24 protein-coding genes are annotated in these 19,276 nt (G+C 54.7%); 6 read left to right on the plus strand and 18 right to left on the minus strand.

What is annotated here, in order from left to right; translation table 11 throughout:
* Nucleotide 1 precedes the first annotated feature (1 nt).
* Nucleotides 2-541 (plus strand): citrate lyase holo-[acyl-carrier protein] synthase, encoded by a 540-nt coding sequence (gene citX, locus JBO43_RS15125; protein WP_202674648.1) that lies wholly within the window; start codon nucleotides 2-4, stop codon nucleotides 539-541.
* A complete protein-coding gene (gene citG / locus JBO43_RS15130) occupies nucleotides 519-1,319 on the plus strand; it encodes a triphosphoribosyl-dephospho-CoA synthase CitG (RefSeq protein ID WP_202674649.1) in 801 nt (266 codons plus the stop codon). Before citX ends, citG begins: the two co-directional genes overlap by 23 nt.
* A gap of 39 nt (nucleotides 1,320-1,358) precedes the next feature.
* On the opposite strand, the gene JBO43_RS15135 is transcribed toward citG, so the two are convergent.
* The 5 genes from JBO43_RS15135 to mutY form a co-directional block, all read right to left on the minus strand.
* Nucleotides 1,359-1,991: a class I SAM-dependent methyltransferase gene (locus JBO43_RS15135; RefSeq protein WP_243402237.1), complete on the minus strand. Its 633-nt coding sequence runs from the start codon at nucleotides 1,989-1,991 to the stop codon at nucleotides 1,359-1,361.
* 200 nt (nucleotides 1,992-2,191) lie between these two features.
* Nucleotides 2,192-3,448, minus strand: a complete 1,257-nt coding sequence (locus tag JBO43_RS15140) for a nucleoside permease (protein WP_095283310.1) — start codon at nucleotides 3,446-3,448, stop codon at nucleotides 2,192-2,194.
* Between the two features lie 315 nt (nucleotides 3,449-3,763).
* Entirely contained in the window at nucleotides 3,764-4,840 is a 1,077-nt protein-coding gene (gene mltC, locus JBO43_RS15145; RefSeq protein ID WP_095283309.1) for a membrane-bound lytic murein transglycosylase MltC, read from the minus strand.
* Nucleotides 4,841-4,962: 122 nt separating this feature from the next.
* Nucleotides 4,963-5,235: an oxidative damage protection protein gene (locus JBO43_RS15150; RefSeq protein ID WP_095283308.1), complete on the minus strand. Its 273-nt coding sequence runs from the start codon at nucleotides 5,233-5,235 to the stop codon at nucleotides 4,963-4,965.
* A gap of 26 nt (nucleotides 5,236-5,261) precedes the next feature.
* A complete protein-coding gene (mutY, locus tag JBO43_RS15155) occupies nucleotides 5,262-6,314 on the minus strand; it encodes an A/G-specific adenine glycosylase (RefSeq protein WP_202674650.1) in 1,053 nt (350 codons plus the stop codon).
* A gap of 144 nt (nucleotides 6,315-6,458) precedes the next feature.
* Here mutY and trmB point away from each other — a divergent pair, with 144 nt between their 5' ends.
* From trmB to JBO43_RS15170, 3 genes are read left to right on the plus strand one after another with little or no spacing between them, the layout of a single operon-like run.
* Entirely contained in the window at nucleotides 6,459-7,178 is a 720-nt protein-coding gene (trmB, locus tag JBO43_RS15160) for a tRNA (guanosine(46)-N7)-methyltransferase TrmB (RefSeq protein WP_103946646.1), read from the plus strand.
* Complete coding sequence (locus tag JBO43_RS15165; RefSeq protein WP_095283305.1) at nucleotides 7,175-7,501, plus strand: YggL family protein; 327 nt, start codon at nucleotides 7,175-7,177, stop codon at nucleotides 7,499-7,501. The genes trmB and JBO43_RS15165 overlap by 4 nt, the downstream gene beginning before the upstream one ends.
* Before the next feature lie 49 nt (nucleotides 7,502-7,550).
* Complete coding sequence (locus JBO43_RS15170; RefSeq protein WP_095283304.1) at nucleotides 7,551-8,270, plus strand: YggN family protein; 720 nt, start codon at nucleotides 7,551-7,553, stop codon at nucleotides 8,268-8,270.
* A gap of 165 nt (nucleotides 8,271-8,435) precedes the next feature.
* Here the strand turns inward: JBO43_RS15170 and JBO43_RS15175 are convergent, their stop codons facing one another.
* From JBO43_RS15175 to JBO43_RS15200, 6 genes are all read right to left on the minus strand, one after another.
* Nucleotides 8,436-8,801: an endonuclease domain-containing protein gene (locus JBO43_RS15175; RefSeq protein WP_202674651.1), complete on the minus strand. Its 366-nt coding sequence runs from the start codon at nucleotides 8,799-8,801 to the stop codon at nucleotides 8,436-8,438.
* A 63-nt stretch (nucleotides 8,802-8,864) separates the two neighbouring features.
* On the minus strand, nucleotides 8,865-10,007 hold the full coding sequence (gene hemW / locus JBO43_RS15180; RefSeq protein WP_202674652.1) for a radical SAM family heme chaperone HemW: 1,143 nt from the start codon (nucleotides 10,005-10,007) through the stop codon (nucleotides 8,865-8,867).
* Nucleotides 10,000-10,593 carry an XTP/dITP diphosphatase gene (locus JBO43_RS15185; RefSeq protein WP_103946642.1) on the minus strand — a complete coding sequence of 198 codons (594 nt, stop codon included), beginning with the start codon at nucleotides 10,591-10,593 and terminating at the stop codon, nucleotides 10,000-10,002. The genes hemW and JBO43_RS15185 overlap by 8 nt, the downstream gene beginning before the upstream one ends.
* A gap of 3 nt (nucleotides 10,594-10,596) precedes the next feature.
* Nucleotides 10,597-10,893 (minus strand): DUF167 family protein YggU, encoded by a 297-nt coding sequence (yggU, locus tag JBO43_RS15190; RefSeq protein ID WP_202674653.1) that lies wholly within the window; start codon nucleotides 10,891-10,893, stop codon nucleotides 10,597-10,599.
* Nucleotides 10,890-11,456 (minus strand): YggT family protein, encoded by a 567-nt coding sequence (locus JBO43_RS15195; RefSeq protein ID WP_095283298.1) that lies wholly within the window; start codon nucleotides 11,454-11,456, stop codon nucleotides 10,890-10,892. The genes yggU and JBO43_RS15195 overlap by 4 nt, the downstream gene beginning before the upstream one ends.
* Before the next feature lie 18 nt (nucleotides 11,457-11,474).
* Entirely contained in the window at nucleotides 11,475-12,179 is a 705-nt protein-coding gene (locus JBO43_RS15200; protein WP_202674654.1) for a YggS family pyridoxal phosphate-dependent enzyme, read from the minus strand.
* A gap of 18 nt (nucleotides 12,180-12,197) precedes the next feature.
* On the opposite strand from JBO43_RS15200, the gene JBO43_RS15205 reads away from it, so the two are divergent.
* Nucleotides 12,198-13,178 (plus strand): type IV pilus twitching motility protein PilT, encoded by a 981-nt coding sequence (locus JBO43_RS15205; protein ID WP_202674655.1) that lies wholly within the window; start codon nucleotides 12,198-12,200, stop codon nucleotides 13,176-13,178.
* Nucleotides 13,179-13,183: 5 nt separating this feature from the next.
* Here JBO43_RS15205 and ruvX read toward each other — a convergent pair whose 3' ends face one another.
* The 7 genes from ruvX to JBO43_RS15240 all read right to left on the minus strand — a co-directional run bounded on the left by ruvX (nucleotide 13,184) and on the right by JBO43_RS15240 (nucleotide 18,956).
* Complete coding sequence (ruvX, locus tag JBO43_RS15210) at nucleotides 13,184-13,600, minus strand: Holliday junction resolvase RuvX (RefSeq protein ID WP_095283295.1); 417 nt, start codon at nucleotides 13,598-13,600, stop codon at nucleotides 13,184-13,186.
* Nucleotides 13,600-14,160, minus strand: a complete 561-nt coding sequence (locus JBO43_RS15215) for a YqgE/AlgH family protein (RefSeq protein WP_103946638.1) — start codon at nucleotides 14,158-14,160, stop codon at nucleotides 13,600-13,602. The genes ruvX and JBO43_RS15215 overlap by 1 nt, the downstream gene beginning before the upstream one ends.
* Before the next feature lie 218 nt (nucleotides 14,161-14,378).
* Nucleotides 14,379-15,326 carry a glutathione synthase gene (gene gshB, locus JBO43_RS15220; RefSeq protein ID WP_095283293.1) on the minus strand — a complete coding sequence of 316 codons (948 nt, stop codon included), beginning with the start codon at nucleotides 15,324-15,326 and terminating at the stop codon, nucleotides 14,379-14,381.
* A 20-nt stretch (nucleotides 15,327-15,346) separates the two neighbouring features.
* Complete coding sequence (gene rsmE / locus JBO43_RS15225; protein WP_095283292.1) at nucleotides 15,347-16,078, minus strand: 16S rRNA (uracil(1498)-N(3))-methyltransferase; 732 nt, start codon at nucleotides 16,076-16,078, stop codon at nucleotides 15,347-15,349.
* 52 nt (nucleotides 16,079-16,130) lie between these two features.
* Entirely contained in the window at nucleotides 16,131-16,838 is a 708-nt protein-coding gene (gene endA, locus JBO43_RS15230) for a deoxyribonuclease I (protein WP_095283291.1), read from the minus strand.
* Nucleotides 16,839-16,932: 94 nt separating this feature from the next.
* The gene (locus JBO43_RS15235; RefSeq protein WP_103946636.1) at nucleotides 16,933-17,430 is read right to left on the minus strand and encodes a SprT family zinc-dependent metalloprotease; all 498 of its coding nucleotides are present in this window, start codon (nucleotides 17,428-17,430) and stop codon (nucleotides 16,933-16,935) included.
* A gap of 128 nt (nucleotides 17,431-17,558) precedes the next feature.
* A complete protein-coding gene (locus JBO43_RS15240) occupies nucleotides 17,559-18,956 on the minus strand; it encodes a sugar porter family MFS transporter (RefSeq protein WP_103946635.1) in 1,398 nt (465 codons plus the stop codon).
* Between the last annotated feature and the right edge of the window lie 320 nt (nucleotides 18,957-19,276).

Here is a 19,276-nt window from a genome sequence, read left to right on the forward strand (position 1 = left end):
CATGACCATTGCGACACCCGCGCATGCGGGTGTTAGCTTGGCGCAAATGCTGGCGGCGAAAGAGAGCCGCGCGGCACGCCAGGCTGACTGGCTCACGCACTATCAACAACCGGTGATTTCGCTGACCCTGGTCACGCCCGGTGATATCAAAGATAGCCTGCGCTATCGAAACACTATGGGTGTGGCGCTGCAGATGTGCGATCAACTGCTGTGGGAACACCGCTGGCGGGTGCTGGATCGCCAGGTGCTATGGCTGCCAACGGGGCCAGAAGCTCTGTGGTGTGTGGAACATCAGGCACCGGAAATCAAAGCCCACTGCGCCGAACTGGAACAGACGCACCCGCTGGGGCGGCTGTGGGATTTGGACGTGATTTGCCCAGATGCCGGACATGTCGGACGACGCTCTCTGGGTGAGAATATGCGCAGGTGTCTTCTCTGCGACGAACCCGCTCACGCTTGTTCCCGCTCGCGTCAGCATCCGGTCGAGCAGGTTGTCGCCCGCGTGGAGAAGATGATTGATGACTGGTTCTCTCGCGACTAATCCGCACGTCAAAGATGTGCCGCAACTAGCGGAAGAGGCGCTATGGCGCGAGTTAGAGCTCACGCCAAAACCGGGGCTGGTGGATAAGATCAACACCGGTTCGCACCGCGATATGGATCATGCGCTCTTTGTTCGCAGCATTGCCGCGATCGCGCCGTGGTTCTCGCGCTTTGCCGAGCTGGGTGCGGAACATGCCGGGAAACCGGCAGCGGAGCAATTGCGCCTGATTCGCCCGATGGGTATGGCCTGCGAGCAGGCCATGTATGCAGCAACGGGAGGTGTAAATACTCACAAAGGCGGCGTTTTCGCGCTGGGGTTACTCTGTTTTGCCGCTGGGCGTGTTAAAAATGTGAATGCGCACACGCTCTGTTGTGAGGTGAGTAACATTTGCAGCGGGCTGGTGGATCGCGAACTGGCTGGGCGTATGGGCAGGGCAACCGCCGGTGAGCGGCAATATCAGGATTTTGGTTTAGCCGGCGCGCGTGGTGAAGCGCAAAGCGGCTTCGCAACGGTTAGAAAAGTGTTATCGCAGTGGAATCGTCATCAATTGCATGACTTGTTATTACGCCTAATGGCGGTGAATCAGGACAGTAATCTGGTATCGCGCGGTGGCATGGAAGGGCTGCGCTATGTGCAGCGATACGCTCAGCATCTCGTGGCTAATGGCTGGGATCGGGCCGCGCTGACAGAGATGGATAACGCGCTGATTGCACGAAATTTAAGTCCAGGAGGTAGTGCGGATTTGCTGTCGGTGGGAATGGTGCTGGCAGAGTGTTGATGAAAAACTCATCTCCCGCCGGGAGATGAGTCCACAGGATTATCGCTTCTGGAGCAAATAGCTATTCTCAAAGCCAGGTAAGCTGCCGATCACGTCGAAGCCGTTGAAGTAACCTCCCGCGCGCAGCAAGTCAACTGCCGGGCCGACCTGCGGCGAGTACTGGTGGTCTCGGTAGTCGTCAAAGACAATAAATCCGCCGGAAACAACGGTTGGGGAATAGAGCAGGAAGTCGATTAATACATGACGACCTTCATGGCCCCCATCGATGTGCAGCAGCACGGTCTGAGGATTAAGGGCCAGAACACGTTCAATACTGAGTTCTGAGTATCCGCGCACCAGATTTACTTGCGGGAAAAGGCGTTCATGGTAGAAACGCAGCTCACTTTCCTGGCGTGGCAGTTCCATTGGGTCGATGCTAATCATACGGCGTTTATGCTGGCAGATTTCATTCATAAACGACGTGGATTTTCCCTTCCAGACGCCGATCTCAATGATGTCGCCAGCAACGTTATTGTGTTCGAGCAGCCAGCACAGATATCCGAGGCATTTCACATGGTCGTGGAATGACAGCTCTCTGCGTGACATTGCCAGCTCCTCAGGAAGTTCAGCCTGGGTTCGCGCAAGCGCTTCGCCAACATTATCCCAGGTTGTGTCAATGATGTTTTTAATCACGGGATCCTGGAAAAAAACCTTTAAGTCAGCGATATCTAGCATCTTTTAACCTTATCTGCGCGGCAGGAATGACAAAATGTCGATAGTGATAAATGTGCCACAGTGGGGTGAGAGTGAGGCGCTAAATACGTCCTGTTTTTATAGGTAATTATCAGGATAGATAGGGACTTCCCTCTCCTGAGAGGAGAGGGACAGGAGGATTAATGCGCGATTGGCTGAGCACCATGCGGAACACGGACGTGTTTGTATTTGAACAGTGCGATGAAGGCGAAGAACAGTACCAGCGAGTAACCGGCGAAGATAAGCCATACAGGCTGCCAGTCGGTAATCCCGTTTGTGGTGTACATCTCAACGACTTTACCGCTCACGACGCCACCGAGAATACAGCCGAAACCGTTGGTCATCATCAGGAACATACCCTGAGCACTGGCGCGGATTTCAGGCTTAACTTCTTTTTCGACAAACACCGAACCGGAGATGTTGAAGAAGTCGAAGGCGCAGCCGTAAACAATCATCGACAGAACCAGCAGTACGGTACCGAACGCCGATGGGTCTCCATAGGCAAAAAGTCCGAAGCGCAGCATCCATGCAAAGATACTGATAAGCATTACGTTCTTGATGCCGTAACGGCTCAGGAAGAACGGAATGGTCAGGATGAACAGAGTTTCAGAAATCTGCGAAATCGACATCATCACCGATGCATGCTCAACGATAAAACTACCGGAGAACAGCGGGTTGTTATCGAAACTGTGCAGGAAGGTGTTCCCGAACATGTTGGTGATTTGCAGTTCAGCACCCAGCAGCATGGAGAAGATAAAGAAGATCGCCATGCGTTTGTTTTTAAACAGTGCAAATGCGTCCAGACCGAGCATTGAGCTCCAGCTCTGTTTTGCCTGCTGATTCGATACCGGAATGTGCGGCAGCGTCAGGGTGAACAGTGCTAACAGAACAGACAGTCCAGCACCGATGTAGAGCTGCATATGGCTCAGTTCGAAGCCTGCGAAGCTCACGCCCCACATTGCCATGATGAAGCCGATGGTGCCCCAGATACGGATTGGCGGGAAATCGGTCACGATATCCAGACCAGCGGATTTAATGCGGTAGTAGGAGATGGTGTTGATAAGTCCCAGCGTTGGCATATAGGCCAGTGAGTTAAGCAGGATAACAATAAACATCCCGCCTGGCGTTGTAACCCCTGCCGCCATAAAGAGCGTTCCTGCTCCCACCAGATGACACAGCGCGTAAAGCCATTTTGCGCTGATCCATTTGTCCGCCACGATCCCCAGAAGTGTTGGCATAAAGACCGCTGCAATACCCAGCGAGCTATATACAGCACCGATAGACGCACCGTCGAACTTGAGCGTCACAAACATGTAGGAGCCGAGCGTGGTTAGCCAGCTACCCCACAGACAGAACTGCAGAAACGACAATATTTTAAGCTGCAGCTTAAGGTTCATGTTACTTTCCTCACAATTGAGCGGGAGATATGTTTTTATGGGAACATTCAGGGTTGTTATTTGATGCAATTCTATCAGCAGGCAACGTTATGTTTTGTTACCTCCCGCAAAAAAATGCAATCCTCATTAATTTGCAGTTTAGATTGTGATGCAAATAACATTTTCGTATGGATGGGGTGGGGATGGGTGCGGTTTGTTGCCCTCACCCCGGCCCTCTCCCACGGGGAGAGGGAGAAAAATCGTCCTCAGCGGGGGAGGGAGAACACCGGACCGTCCCCTCTCCCTTTGGGAGAGGGTTAGGGTGAGGGGGAAAACCTATCTACGCCGGTAATTCTTCTGCGCCGTATTCACCTTATACAGATAACGACGAGATTCGGCGGAAGGGTGGCGGGTAGTCAGCGTCGAGTAAACATCCCCTGGTGCCATGCTGTTGATGATGTTTGCGGCCTGGATTTTATCGCTGGAGAACACGCGCAATACGCTGCCCGCACCGCCGTTGTAAGCGGTGATCACCGCGTAACGGCGTGACGTCGGGTTATCAATTCCGCCGAGATAAACATTGTTCAGCATCGCCAGGTAGGCGGTGCCCGTATCAATGTTACTGGCCGGATCGAACAGGAAGCTGCGGCTCGGTGTGCCGGATTTACCCTGCGAACGGAACACATCTTTTCCGGCGCTATGCTGGACAACCTGCATCAGCCCTAAGGCGTCGGAACGGCTTACTGCGTAAGGGTTAAAGGAGGATTCGGTCTGCATGATCGCCAGAATCAACGACTCATCCACGCCATATTTGCGCGACGCCTGACGCACCATGCCCACGTACTTATGCGCACGTTTGTCGAGGTGGTTCGGCACCAGATTGATCGTCACGCTGTAGATAATTTTCAGGCCGTTGCTGCGGCTTTTCAGGCGCGTTTTCAGCAGATAATCAGCGAAGGCGGTGGCGCGTCCTTCCCAGCGGATTGCCTGGCCGGTCTGGTCGACAACTTGGCCGTAAAGGAACGGCTCTTTGGAGATGGTGATATCGTCGGCGTCAGAATAGAGGTCGATTGAACCCGGATCGTCGCCCATCAGCAGGGTTTTGACGATCGCCTGGCGTAAGCGCGCCGCAGGCTCGGTACCGGCGATGGTTTCAATCGTGATTGTACCGTCATCAAAGTTGATGTGGCTACGCGTCTGATAGGCGTCGGTATATTTAACGTAATCCTTCGGTCCCGCGATAAGAACTTCGTTAAATCCCCAAATATTCTCGATGTTATGGGCAAACTGCCCCATCAGAATGTCAAAACCGTTCGTGTCCTTTACCCAGGCTTCGTTATAGCTATCGCCTTTTTTACTGGAACAAGACACAAGCAACGGCGCAACAAGGGCTAGCGCTAATAATTTTTTCATCATTCCGGGATTGCGTGTTGTGTTTGCTTTGTCGCGGTTATTGCCGGATGGCGCTGCGCTGACCCGGCCTACCGTCTGCAGGCTCGTGCAAGCAAAGCGCCGCCGGGCATCAGCCCGCGCTGTTATTTTTCTGGCGGCGTGTAGCCTTCAATGTGCACATCTTTGCCTTCGAACAGGAAGTTCACCATTTCCTGTTCCAGCAGCTTGCGGTGTTCCGGGTTCATCATGGTGAGTTTTTTCTCGTTGATGAGCATGGTTTGCTTCTGCTGCCACTGCGCCCACGCCTCTTTAGAAATCTCGTTAAAGATGCGCTTACCCAGTTCGCCCGGATAGAGCTGGAAATCCTGCCCTTCGGCGTCGCGCTGCAGATAGGTACAAAAAATTGTTCTGGCCATTATTATTCCTCGTTGTCTGACCGAAGCTAAACCACGGCTCCGGCACGTAATTGCTGTAACAGGCGCTCCACGGGAGCTGCCAGCCCGACAGATGGCGGTTGCGCTAAGTTATACCAGAGAGCCGTTCCATCATCCATGCATGAGGTGAATGAAGACACGGGAAGCCACATGGGCACGATATCCAGATGGAAATGGCTGAACGTGTGACGAAATGCCGTCAGTTGCTGGAGTTTATCGGCACTAATCTGCCGCTGGGCCAGCCACTCACGTAATCCCTCTTCGTTTTCAAACTGTGGAAAACAATATAATCCACCCCATAAACCACTTGGCGGACGCTGAGCAAGGTAAACCCCATCGCCATGCTGCATTAACAGCATAAAGCCGGTGCGTTCAGGGATCGTCTGTTTCGGTTTTTTGCCTGGATACTGCGCCCAGGAATGATTCGCGTAGGCCACGCAGAGGTTGTTCACCGGGCAGAGTTCGCATTTCGGTTTAGAGCGGGTACAGACGATCGCCCCCAAATCCATCATCGCCTGGTTGAAGCGTTCAACGCCTTTCGCTGGCGTCACTGTTTCGCTGATCTCCCACAGGCGTTTCTCGACCTCTTTCTTACCCGGCCAGCCGCCCACTGCGTAGCAGCGCGCCAGCACGCGTTTCACGTTGCCGTCGAGGATCGGGAAATGTTTACCGAGTGAAAGAGAGAGCACAGCACCCGCAGTGGAACGACCCACCCCAGGTAGGGCAGCCACTTCATCGAAGGTTTCCGGGAATTTGCCCTTATGCAGCGTCGCTACCTGCTGTGCCGCTTTATGCAGATTGCGCGCACGGGCGTAGTAGCCAAGCCCAGTCCACAGGTGCAGCACTTCATCGAGGGGAGCATTGGCGAGATCGGTTATCGTCGGGAACCGCTCCATAAAACGCTCAAAATAGGGGATAACCGTTGCGACCTGCGTTTGTTGCAACATCACCTCGGAGAGCCATACTTTGTACGGCGTTTTTTCAATTTGCCAGGGCAGGGTTTTACGCCCGTATTTGTCGTACCAGTCCAGCACCTGGGCTGAAAATTGAGAGGCTTGCATGGTCATCGATTCGCATAATCAGGGACGCAGATTGCAACATAGCGTCTTGCGACTGTAAACCGGATCTTTCCCATGCTTGCATACAGGGCTTAACTTTGGATAATGCCCGTTTCCCGAACAATCTCACAAGCAGACTACTCTTTTATGAAAAACGACGTCATCTCACCGGAATTTGATGAAAACGGTCGCCCGCTGCGCCGTATTCGCAGCTTTGTCCGCCGTCAGGGCCGCCTGACAAAAGGGCAGCAACATGCGCTGGATAACTACTGGCCGGTGATGGGCGTTGAGTTCAGCGAACAACCCGTCGACTTCTCCGAGCTGTTTGGTCGCGATGCGCCGATTACGCTGGAGATCGGCTTCGGCATGGGTTCTTCGCTGGTGACGATGGCGAAAGCGCGCCCGGAGCAGAACTTCCTCGGCATCGAAGTTCACTCACCTGGCGTCGGCGCGTGCCTTGCAACCGCGCACGAAGAGGGCGTCGAGAACCTGCGCGTCATGTGCCACGATGCGGTTGAAGTGCTGCACAAAATGATTCCTGACAATTCTTTGAACATGGTTCAGCTCTTTTTCCCTGACCCGTGGCACAAAGCACGTCATAATAAGCGCCGTATCGTTCAGGCAGAATTTGCTGAGCTTGTGAAAAGTAAGCTAAAACTGGGCGGTGTCTTCCATATGGCCACCGACTGGGAACCTTACGCGGAACACATGCTGGAAGTGATGTCGTCGCTCGACGGGTATAAAAACCTGTCCGAAAACAACGACTATGTACCGCGACCGGATTCACGTCCGGTAACGAAATTTGAACAGCGTGGCCATCGTCTTGGTCACGGTGTATGGGACTTAATGTTCGAGAGGGTTAAATAATGGCAAACCGTAGCCGTCGTCTGCGTAAAAAGATGCACATCGAGGAATTCCAGGAAGTTGGTTTTTCCGTCGCATGGCGTTTCCCGGAAGGGACTAGCGTCGAAACCATTGATAAGGAAGTTGACGCCTTTATCGATGAAGTGATCGAGCCGAACAAACTGGCGTTTGATGGCAGCGGCTATCTCTCCTGGGAAGGCCTGATCTGCAAGCAAGAAATCGGTAAATGCACCGAAGAGCAGCAGGCACTCGTGCGCAAATGGCTGGAAGACCGCAAATTCGAAGAGGTACGCGTCAGCGAACTTTTCGACATTTGGTGGGACTAACTAGCAAAGGGCCGGCAAATGCCGGCCCGTTTTGTCTTGAGGGATAATTATGATGCGCAAAACGCTGCTGGCTGTGGCACTGATGACCACCGCGTTAACTGCCCATGCGGATTACAAATGCGAAGTCACACCGCGCGACGATGTGATTCTCAGCCCGCAAACCGTTCAGGTAAAAGGTGAGAACGGTAATCTGGTGATCACACCAGATGGCAACGTAATGTATAACGGCAAACAATATACCCTGAGCGCGGCCCAACGCGAGCAGGCGAAAGATTATCAGGCGGATCTCCGCTCGGCGTTACCGTGGATCGACGAAGGCGCTCTGACGCGCGTCGAGAAAGGCCGCGTGGCGCTGGATAAGATCATCGCCAAAGAGGTGGGTGAGAGCAGCAATATGCGCACCCGCCTGACCAAGCTGGACGCCCAGCTGAAAGAGCAGATGAACCGCATCATCGAACACCGTACGGATGGCCTGACGTTCCACTACAAGGCTATCGATCAGGTACGCGCCGACGGCCAGAACCTGGTGAACCAGGCGATGGGCGGTATCCTGCAGGACAGCATCAATGAAATGGGTGCGAAAGCCGTGCTGAAAGGCGGCGGTAATCCACTGCAAGGTGTGTTAGGTAGCCTGGGCGGATTGCAAACTTCGATTCAGAATGAATGGAAGAATCAGGAAGCGGATTTCCAGAAGTTTGGCAAAGACGTATGTCAGCGCGTGGTTACGCTGGAAGACAGTCGTAAGGCGCTGGTGGGTACGCTTAAGTAAGGTGCGGTTTGTTGCCCTCACCCTAACCCTCTCCCACAGGGAGAGGGGATCTGTCATGTGCGGTTTGTTGCCCTCACCCTAACCCTCTCCCACGGGAGAGGGAATCTGTCAGGTGCAGTTTTTACTCCCTCCCTATGTGGGAGAGGGGATCTGTCAGGTGCGGTTTTAGCTCCCTCTCCCTTTGGGAGAGGGCTGGGGTGAGGGGACCAGACGATTCAAACCGTCCAAAATGGCACCCAACACCCCTTCCTCATTCGTCCTGAATTCATTATTCCAGAAACGAATCACTCGCCAGCCGCTGGCGTTCAAAAACGCAGTCCTGCGTAAGTCATACTCATAATCATCCTGATGCTGGCCGCCATCAAGCTCGACAATCAACCTTGCCTCAAAGCAGGCAAAATCCACAATGTATGACCCTATGGGCATCTGGCGACGAAACTTGAACCCGTAAAAACGACGCCCCCGGAGTAAATACCAGAGGTGCAGTTCTTCAGGGGTCATGCATTTGCGGAGTTGTTTAGATTTTTCCATCCCCACACTCTGCCAGCCTTTCCCTTAGCCAGCAGAACGGGATGCAAAATCCTGAAGCTGTCTTCAGGACTCTTCGGCGAGGAACAGCTCAAGCAGGGAGTTGAGGAACAGCTTGCCGTGTTCGGTAATCTGCCAGTATGCTTCGCACTCCATCAGATACCCCTTCGCCAGTGCTGCATCAATCTGCGGACGAATCACCGATTCTGGCAAGCCGGTGTAAAGCGCAAATTCCGCACGCGGGGCGGCTTCCAGCAGGCGGAAGCGGTTCATGAAGAACTCGAACGGTTTATCTTCCACTTCCACGTCGTGCTGACGCTCCAGATAACGTCCTTCCATATACCCGCGCGGATGACGGGTTTTGGCGGTACGCAGAATGCGCCCGTCGGGGAAGGTCACTTTGCCGTGTGCGCCGCAGCCAATCCCTAAATAATCGCCAAAACGCCAGTAGTTCAGATTGTGCTGACACTGGTAGCCCGGCTTCGCGTATGCGGAAGTTTCGTACTGCTGATAACCCGCAGCCGTCAGCAACTGATGGCCTTGCTCAAAAATGTCCCACAGCGCATCGTCGTCGGGCAGGACCGGCGGACGCGAACCAAACAGCGTGTTCGGCTCGATCGTCAACTGGTACCAGGAGAGATGCGGCGGGTTCAGCTCAATGGCTTGACGCAAATCATCCAGCGCCTCTTCCAGCGATTGATCCGGCAGGCCGTGCATCAGATCGAGGTTAAAACTGCGCAGTCCAAGACCCGTCGCCAAATGGGCCGCGCGTTTCGCCTCTTCCGGGCCGTGAATGCGCCCCAGACGCTTGAGCTTGGGTTCGCTAAAACTCTGGACGCCAATCGAAATACGGTTCACCCCGGCGCGCTGATACTCGACAAAACGATCGGCCTCAACGGTGCCAGGATTGGCTTCCATCGTAATTTCCGCATCGGCTGCCAGATTCAGACGCGCACGCACGCCGTCCAGCAGCGTCTGCATCGCCGGGCCAGAGAGCAGGCTCGGTGTACCGCCACCAATAAATATGGTCTTAACTTCACGTCCCTGTGCGTAAGGTACGTCGGCATCCAGATCGGTTAACAGATGCTGAACGTAGTCGTCATGCGGCACTTCGCCTTTCAGCGCGTGCGAATTGAAATCGCAGTACGGACATTTCTGCACGCACCACGGGATGTGAATATAAAGACTCAGAGGTGGCAAATTAGCCATTACGTAATGCTTCCAGTAACAGTTTCAACGCGCGTCCACGATGGGAAATCGCGCTTTTTTCTTCGCGGGTCAGTTCCGCGGCGGTTTTGCCCTCAGACGGGACAAAGAAAATCGGATCGTAGCCAAAGCCGCCGTTACCCGCCGATTCGCGAGCAATCACGCCCGGCCAGCTGCCGTGGCAGACAATCGGCGTCGGGTCTTCTGCATGACGCATATAGACCAGCACGCAGTGGAACTGTGCCTGACGCTGCGCGTCCGGTACATCTTTCAGGGTTTCCAGCAGCTTTTCCAGGTTTTGCTGATCGGTCGCATCCACGCCGGAGTAACGTGCAGAATAAATACCCGGTGCGCCGCCCAGGGCATCCACCGCCAGCCCGGAATCATCCGCAATCGCCGGAAGACCGGTAACCTGCGCCGCGTGACGCGCTTTCAGGATCGCATTTTCGATAAACGTCAGGCCGGTCTCGTCCGCCGAATCCACGCCCAGCTCGGTCTGCGCGACCACATCCAGACCAAAATCATTTAATAGCGAGGCCAGCTCGCGCACTTTACCGGCGTTACCGGTGGCGAGAACAACTTTCTGCATAATTTAATCCTGTTGTGACAATGCCGCGACTTCCGTCGGGATGTTTTGCGGGTTGAGGATTTTTACCTGTTTATGACGTCCCAGTTCACCCTTTTCAATGATGACCTGGCTTTTGGCGACGCGAAACTGTTTTGCCAGATATTTGGTCAAATGCGCGTTCGCCTGGCCGTCCACGGGAGGGGCGGTAATGGCGACTTTTAATTCGTCGCCATGTAACCCAACGATGCTGTCGCGGCTGGCTTTCGGCTGAATATACAGCCGTAAAACCAGCCCATCGACGCAGGGGCAGACGGCACTCATAGCGCCATCCACAGCCCCGGCAGCAGCATGTTGCCCGTTGACTGTAACAGTTCAGCGATGCCCATGTTCAGGACATACAGCAGCAGAACCAAAATCATCGGCGAAAAATCGATCCCGCCCATCGCTGGCAGCAGATTGCGGATCGGGCGCAGGAGCGGCTCCGTCAGCTGAATCATGGCATATTCGACCGGACTACGGCCACGGCTCACCCAGCTCATCACCGCCATCACCAGCAGAACCCAGAAGATCAGCAGACCGATGGTTTTCAGCAGAATTAGCACCGCTGCGATCCAGATGATCGGCTGGAAGGTGACCACCATAAACAGCACGATGGCTTTAATAATACTGAGCACAAACGCCACCAGCAGAGAAGCGCTGTCGATCGGCCCCATCGGTGGAATAACGCGGCGCAGCGGCCCAATCACAGGCTGCGTGATTTTCACGACAAACTGTGAGAAGGGGTTATAAAAATCACAGCGGGCCCACTGCATCCAGACGCGTAACAGCAGCGCCATCGTATACAGCTCAATGACCGTTGAGAGCAGGAAAGTCAACGTCTTCATGGCGTTCCTCAGGTTTCCTTATTTTGGGGTGTAATCGCGCGCACCGAAAATAGCTGTGCCGATGCGCACCATAGTGCTGCCTGCCGCGATGGCGGCTTCCATATCGTCCGACATGCCCAGTGAAAGCGTGTCTACGGTGGTGTAGCGCGCTTTAAGCGCCTCAAATGCTACAGCCATTTGCTGTGCTACGGCAAACTGCCTGTCATAACTCGTTTCGGGAGCCGGAATTGCCATCAGTCCGCGCAAAGTCAGACCTGGCAGTTCAGACACCTGTTCGGCCAGCGCATCCAGTTCAGCCAGAGTAATACCTGACTTGCTGTTCTCATCGCTAATATTGATTTGAATCAGAACGTTAAGCGGAGTCATATCGGCAGGGCGTTGATCGCTCAACCGTGTGGCGATACGCAGGCGATCGACCGTATGACACCAGTCGAAATGCTCCGCGACCAGCCGACTTTTGTTCGACTGCAGCGGGCCGATAAAGTGCCATTCAAGGTTCGCCTTCCCGGTTTGCTGGAAATAGCGAATTTTGTCCACACCCTCCTGAACGTAGTTCTCACCAAAAGCACGCTGCCCGGCGTCGATGGCTTCTGCGATGGCGCTCGCAGGCTTGGTTTTACTCACTGCAAGCAACGAAACTTCTTCTGAAGCACGGCCGCAACGCGTTGCAGCGGCTGAGATTTTGTCCCTGACCTGTGCCAGGTTATGCGCAATGTCGTTCATGAGTCCGAGGATGGTTGTATGGATATGGAAGAAATTGTGGCCCTTAGTGTAAAGCATAATGTCTCGGATCTACACCTGCGCAGCGATTCTCCACCGCGCTGGCGTAGATTAGGCAAACTCGAGCACGCACCGTTTCCCGCGCCGGATGTCGCGCAGCTGTTAAAAACATGGCTCAATGACGAACAGCAGGGGGCCTGGTGGGCGAACGGGCACGTGGATTTTGCGGTGACTTTGCTCGGCGGCCAGCGCCTGCGTGCCAGCGCGTTTGTGCACATTCATGGCGTCTCGCTGACGTTAAGGCTGCTGCCGGTGGAGTGCCCGCAACTTTCGGAGCTTGGTGCCCCGCGCGCAATCCTCGATCTGCTCTCCAGCGACAATGGCCTGATTCTGGTCACTGGAGCGACCGGCAGCGGTAAATCTACGACGCTGGCAGCGATGGTGGATTATCTCAACCACCACACTGACGGGCATATTCTGACGCTGGAAGATCCGGTGGAGTATGTCTATCAAAGCAAGCGATGCCTGATCCAGCAGCGGGAAATTGGGCTGCACTGCACCACTTTTGCTCAGGCGCTACGGGCGGCGCTACGTGAAGATCCGGATGTCATTTTACTGGGCGAACTGCGCGACAGCGAAACCATCCGGCTGGCGCTGACGGCAGCGGAAACCGGGCATCTCGTGCTGGCGACACTGCATACGCGCGGGGCATCTCAGGCCATTGAACGGCTGGTGGATACCTTTCCGGCGGAAGAGAAAGATCCGGTACGTAACCAGCTGGCAGGAAGTTTGCGCGCCGTGCTGGCACAGAAACTGGTGCGGGATGTGCAGGGCGGGCGCGTGGCGCTTTTCGAAATGCTGGTCAACACACCGGGGTCAGCGAATCTGATTCGTGAGGGGAAAACGTGGCAGTTGCCCGGTGTTATTCAGACCGGGCAGCAGGTGGGGATGCAGAACTTCGACCAAAGCCTTGCCGAGCGCAAAGCGCAGGGAAGGCTTTAGCGGAGTTAAAACCCTTGCTCGAAGAAGCTTTCGAGGATAATCACCGCCGACGCCGAATCGACGCTACCTTTGTTCAGGGCGCGGAATCCGCCATGTTCAAACAAACCGGCACGGGCTTCGACGGTGCTCAGACGCTCATCGTGCAGTTTGACGACGACACCAAATCGGCCATGAATCTTATTGGCAAATTTGCGCGCACGGGCGGTGAGCGGTTGTTCGGTACCGTCCATGTTGAGCGGCAGGCCGACGATGACGGCTTCGGGTTGCCACTCTTTCAGCAGGCGTTCGATAAGCGTCCAGTCAGGCGTACCATCCTGGGCTTTAATCGCCGTCAGTGGACGCGCGGTGCCCGTGATGCGTTGACCAATCGCCACGCCGATACTTTTGGTACCAAAATCAAAGCCAAGAAGGGTTCCGCTCATTATGCGTGCCCCGCTACGCCAGGCATGGTCTGGATGTCGATACCAATGAGTTTAGCCGCTTCACGCCATCTGTCGGCAATCGGCGTTTTAAACAGAATGTTCAGGTCAGCAGGGGCGGTGAGCCACGCGTTGTCGAGAATTTCCTGCTCCAGCTGGCCTTTCTCCCAGGAAGAGTAGCCCAGCGCGACCAGCACTTCGGAAGGCTGATTGTGCGTGCCCAGGGTTTCCAGCACGTCGCGTGAGGTGGTGATAACCGTGTTATCGGAGACGCGAATGCTGGAGGAAAAACCCGGAGGCGTATGCAGGATAAAACCACGATCTTCTGCCAGCGGGCCGCCGAGCATCACTGGCTTATCAAGACGGATCTCCGGGGCGCGGTCTTCCGGGGTGATCTTGAGCTTCTCAAGAATGCCCTCGATTTGCAGATTTTCCAGCGGTTTGTTGATGATAATCCCCATCGCGCCGTCTTCGCTGTATTCACAGATATAAACGACCGAACGACGGAAAATCGGGTCCTGGAGAGCAGGCATGGCAATAAGAAAGTGATGCTGTAAATTCATTGTCAGAGGTTCTGATTCCTGGTTTAAAAAGCGACAAGGCCCAGTATGCGGACAATCCTGAGCCTTGTCACTATCCCCGTCATACTTCAAGCTGCATGTGCGTTGGCTGCGCTCGCTCACCCCAGTCACTTACTCTAGTAAGCTCCTGGGGATTCACTCACTTGCCGCCTTCCTGCAACTCGAATTATTTAGGGGATAAATACTTCGTGATGAGTTCGTTACTGCTTGAGACGTTTTTCGATCGCGTCCATCAGCATGCCGGTAATGGATACCGGGAACTCAGCTTCGATTTCGCGGATACAGGTCGGGCTGGTGACGTTCACTTCCGTCAGGCGATCACCGATGATATCCAGGCCGACGAAAATCAGCCCTTTGGCTTTCAGCATTGGGCCAACGCGGCGGGCAATTTCCCAGTCGCTGTCGGTCAGTGGACGCGGTTCGCCACGGCCACCGGCAGCCAGATTACCACGGGTTTCGCCGCCCTGAGGAATACGTGCCAGGCAGTAAGGGACCGGCTCGCCGTCGACCACCAGCACGCGTTTGTCGCCATCCACGATTGCAGGAATGTAGTTCTGCGCCATGCAGTAGCGGGTGCCGTGCTCGGTCAGCGTTTCAGCGATCACACCGAGGTTCGGGTCGCCTTCTTTCACGCGGAAGATCGACGCGCCGCCCATGCCGTCCAGCGGCTTGAGGATGATATCGCCGTGCTTCTGCCAGAAGGCTTTCAGCTGCGCTTTGTTGCGCGTGACGAGTGTTTCTGGCGTCAGGTCGGAGAACCAGGCGGTATACAGCTTCTCGTTACAGTCGCGCAGGCTCTGCGGTTTGTTAACGATCAGCGTGCCTTTCTCTTCCGCGCGCTCAAGGATATAGGTGCAGTAGATGAATTCGGTGTCGAACGGAGGATCTTTACGCATCAGGATCACGTCGAGATCGGCAAGCGGAATATCCTGCTCAGAACCGAACTCGTACCATTTATCGTAATTTTGCTCGACGTTAACGATGCGCGTGCGGGCGCGGGCTTCACCGTTGTTCAGGTAAAGATCGGCCATTTCCATGTAATGGAGCTGGTAGCCGCGACGCTGTGCTTCCAGCAGCATAGCGAAGCTGGAATCTTTCTTGATGTTAATGCTTGCGATGGGGTCCATCACGATGCCGAGCTTGATCATTGTTCTTCTCCGTTAATGCTTCAACCCAGATCGCCAAAACGCACCTGCAGTGCGGTGATGGCAGTGAGTGCCGTTGTCTCAGTGCGCAGAACGCGAGGTCCCAACAGAATATCAGTAAATTGATAACGTGCGGTCATGGCAATTTCATCCGTCGACAGCCCGCCTTCTGGGCCAATCAGCAAACGCACGCGCTCGACCGGCAGCGGCAGCGTGTTGATGCTGGCGCTGGCACGCGGGTGAAGATTGAGCTTCAGGCCGCTCTCTTCTTCAGCGCACCACGCCTCTAAATCCATCGGCGGGCGGATCTCCGGAATACGGTTGCGACCGCACTGTTCGCACGCGGCGATGGCAATCTTCTGCCACTGCTGAATCTTTTTGTTCAGACGTTCAGCATCCAGTTTAACGCCACAGCGTTCAGAAAAAAGTGGCGTAATGAGGCTTACACCTAGTTCGATCGATTTCTGGATAGTGAACTCCATCTTTTCGCCGCGCGACATCACCTGGCCCAGATGGATATGCAGCGGGGATTCCCGGTCATCCACTTCACCGCGCAGGACGTTAACCTGCACGCTCTTTTTATCGGCGCGGGTGATTTCGGCGTCGAAAACCTGATTGCTGCCATCAAAAAGCTGTATCGCCTGGCCCGCGCCCATGCGCAGTACGCGACCAACGTGGTTAGCGGCTTCGTCACAAAGAGCAATTTCGCTGCCAGCGGCAATCAATTCCGGGTGATAAATGCGAGGGATGCGCATAGTCAAAAATTCCATATAAAGTGCGGTATAAACCAATTGCCGCTAGTGTAGGTTAGCTCTTTTGCGCCTGGCAAGCCCGCTGCACATACGGGTTGTGATTCCCCTGAACTTTGGCGATGCGGCTATCGCGCTCGCATTCCCAGTCGGTAACCGGATACTGTTTATCCCAGGCGTTAAAAAGCTGGGTTTGTTGGCGAGAGAGATTCAGCTCGTAGCGATCGCGCATATAGAAGTAGGTGCGAGCGATGCTGCCGCGCGCACGGGCCGGCGGCTCGGCAACTTTCTCTTTGAAATCGACCTTCATTCCGCACTGGCCGTACTGGCCTTCACCGCCGTTCCACTGGCTGTACATGAAGTTGGCGCGGTCGCCATTCACTTCGCCCACAGCGGGTTGCAAGTTGTGCATGTCACTTTCTATCTGGCGATAGATTGGGTCTTTAGCGCAGTTTTTACGCCCGCCGTCCTGCCAGCACTGGCGCTGATGGCCAAACTGCCATGCCGGAACTACGTGTTCCCATTCGATGCGGTTGGCGCGATTTTCGTTTTTACGCACTTTGTAGCCGCACGATTCGAGGTCAACGACCCCTTTTTTGCCCTGCCAGTTAATTTTGCAGCCGCAATAGAAATCACCTGGCGCATCGGCGTTCACTTTGACGCCTGCGGCCTTGGCCTGAGAAAAACTGTTGATACCGTCGGCCAGCACAGGGCCTGTGAGAACTGTCGCCAGCAGAGCGACAGCGGAAGAATAATTACGGGACATCTCGAACTCCGTGTCAAAACGAGCCCGCAACGTAGCGAAAGATGTTCCAGTATGCAATCAGTCAGATCAGGAAAGTTCCTGATTGTTCAATTGATTATTCAGCAACCAGTGGTTCACCGCATTTGACACAACGGTAGGTGGCTTCACCGCGCACCACGCGATTGTGACGGCGAACAGTCAGCTGATGCTGCTGGCACTGACAGCGATAGGAGAAGGTGTTACGTCGTACCGATTCCAGCTCGAACTGGTGCGTGCGCCGCGCGGGAACGCCGAGTACGGCTTCCATCATCCATTTCCACTCTTTGCCGTGCGGTGCCACGCGGCCAAAGTGTTTCCACACCAGTAAGTGCGCCAACTCGTGCGGGACCACTTCGTCGATAAACGCCTGCTGGTTTTCCATCATCAGTACCGGATTGAGGCGAATTTCGTATGATTCAAGCCAGGCGGTGCCTGCCGAGGTGCCGCGCTGCTGATAGACCACTTTAGGTTCAGGATAGTTTCGCCCAAGCTTCAGGTTGGCTTGTGCGAGTTTATCCCGCAAAGCGTGCATGACGGCTTGCTGGAGGGCGATGGGAAGGCGTGGGGTTTTCATAGGGGCAGAGGATAAAGTGCTAAAAGGTGGAGTGCAAGCGAGAGGTTTTGCCCGGGGCGCTGCGCTTGCACGGGCCTACGTTCAGAGCAACAGTAGGCCCGGCAAGCTTGCGCCGCCGGGCAGGGTCCTTAGTTGCTGGCGCCAATCTCGCGCAGCGGACGGCCTTTCATCAGGTTACGTTCGATATGTTCCAGAGAAACGTGTTTAGTTTCAGGAACCAGCCACAGAGTCAGAACAATAAAGAACAGGTTCAGACCGCCGTACACCCAGAAGGTGTTGGCGTTGCCGAGCGTATTGAGCATGGTCAGGAAAGTTGCGCCGACGATCATGTTGGCGATCCAGTTGGTCGCGGTTGAGCAGGTGATACCGAAATCACGCCCTTTCAGCGGCTGAATTTCGGAACACAGGACCCAAATCAGCGGACCGGCACTCATCGCAAAACCGACGATAAACATCAGCAGCATCCCCACGGCAAAGTACTGCGCGGTCGCGGAGTGAATGCCCACATGCATCATGGTGCCCAGCACGCCCATCCCGACAGCCATCACCAGGAAGCCTAAGGTTAGCGTCGGTTTACGACCCCAGCGGTCGACCAGACCGATGGCGATAAAGGTTGCCAGCACGTTGGTCAGACCGACGATCACCGTCCCCCACATCTGTTCGGTGGTGTTGGTGTAGCCCGCCAGTTCAAAGATTTTCGGCGCGTAGTACATGATGACGTTCATCCCGGTGAACTGTTGCATCACCTGGAGTAGTACGCCGAGGAAGACCGCGCGACGGAAGTTGCTGTTCTCTTTAAACAGCGCCCAGCCGGTCTGTTTGACCTTCAGGCTTTCGCGGATTTCATCGAGCTCGTGTTTGGCTTCGGCACTGGTATCACGCAGGCGCATCAGCACGCGTTCCGCGTCGTGGAAGCGGCGTTTGGCGGCATACCAGCGCGGGCTGTCAGGCAGGAAGAAGACGCCGATCAGCAGCAAAATCGCCGGGATGATAATCACACCCAGCATCCAGCGCCATTCGCCGCTGTAACTGAACGCGGTATCAGACAGGTATGCGCCGAGGATACCGATGGTGATCATCAGCTGGTACATGGAGATCATGCTGCCGCGAATTTTCTCCGGGGCAATTTCCGACAGATAAAGCGGGGCGGTATACGACGCCACGCCGACCGCCAGACCGAGCAGCACGCGGGAGATAATCAGCACTTCGACGTTAGGCGCAGCGGCGGAGCACAGTGAACCGGCAACAAACAGAATCGCGCCGATCATCAGGCTCTTTTTACGCCCGAGGCGATAGGAGAGCCAGCCGCTCCCGACGGCACCTACGGCGGCACCGAACATCATGGAGCTCACCACCCATTCCTGGGTGTGCGGGCTAATCTGGAATTCATCGGTGATGAAGGGTAAAGCACCGGCAATGACGCCGATATCCAGGCCGAAAAGAAGTCCTGCCAGGGCTGCGAGGAAGCAGACAAAGAATGTCATCGCCTTGTTGGACGTACGCCCCTGTTTTTTATTGTCAGGCATTATGCCCTCCAGTTGGGTTATCAATTTTATCAATGTAAAGGGTAGGTGAGTACGACGTAAAAATATGTGACATATCTCACGTTGGTGTAATCGGTTACACTCGATGCAAACTGTCAGTATTATTAAAGCTATGAAAATATAGTGTTAATTCTGTTGATAAGCATCCCGTTTGGCGCAGTTTCAGACTTAACTGAAATGAAATGTAACAGCAGATGAAGGCAAAACATGCAAAGAGATTAATCTGAAATGAAGGTCTGTAGAGGGTGGTGTAAGCGGTTTCATTTGGTGGTTTTTGTCGGGTGGCGGCTACGCCTTACCCG

It is taken from the genome of Lelliottia jeotgali (assembly GCF_016771845.1).
Lineage (GTDB): Bacteria > Pseudomonadota > Gammaproteobacteria > Enterobacterales > Enterobacteriaceae > Enterobacter > Enterobacter jeotgali.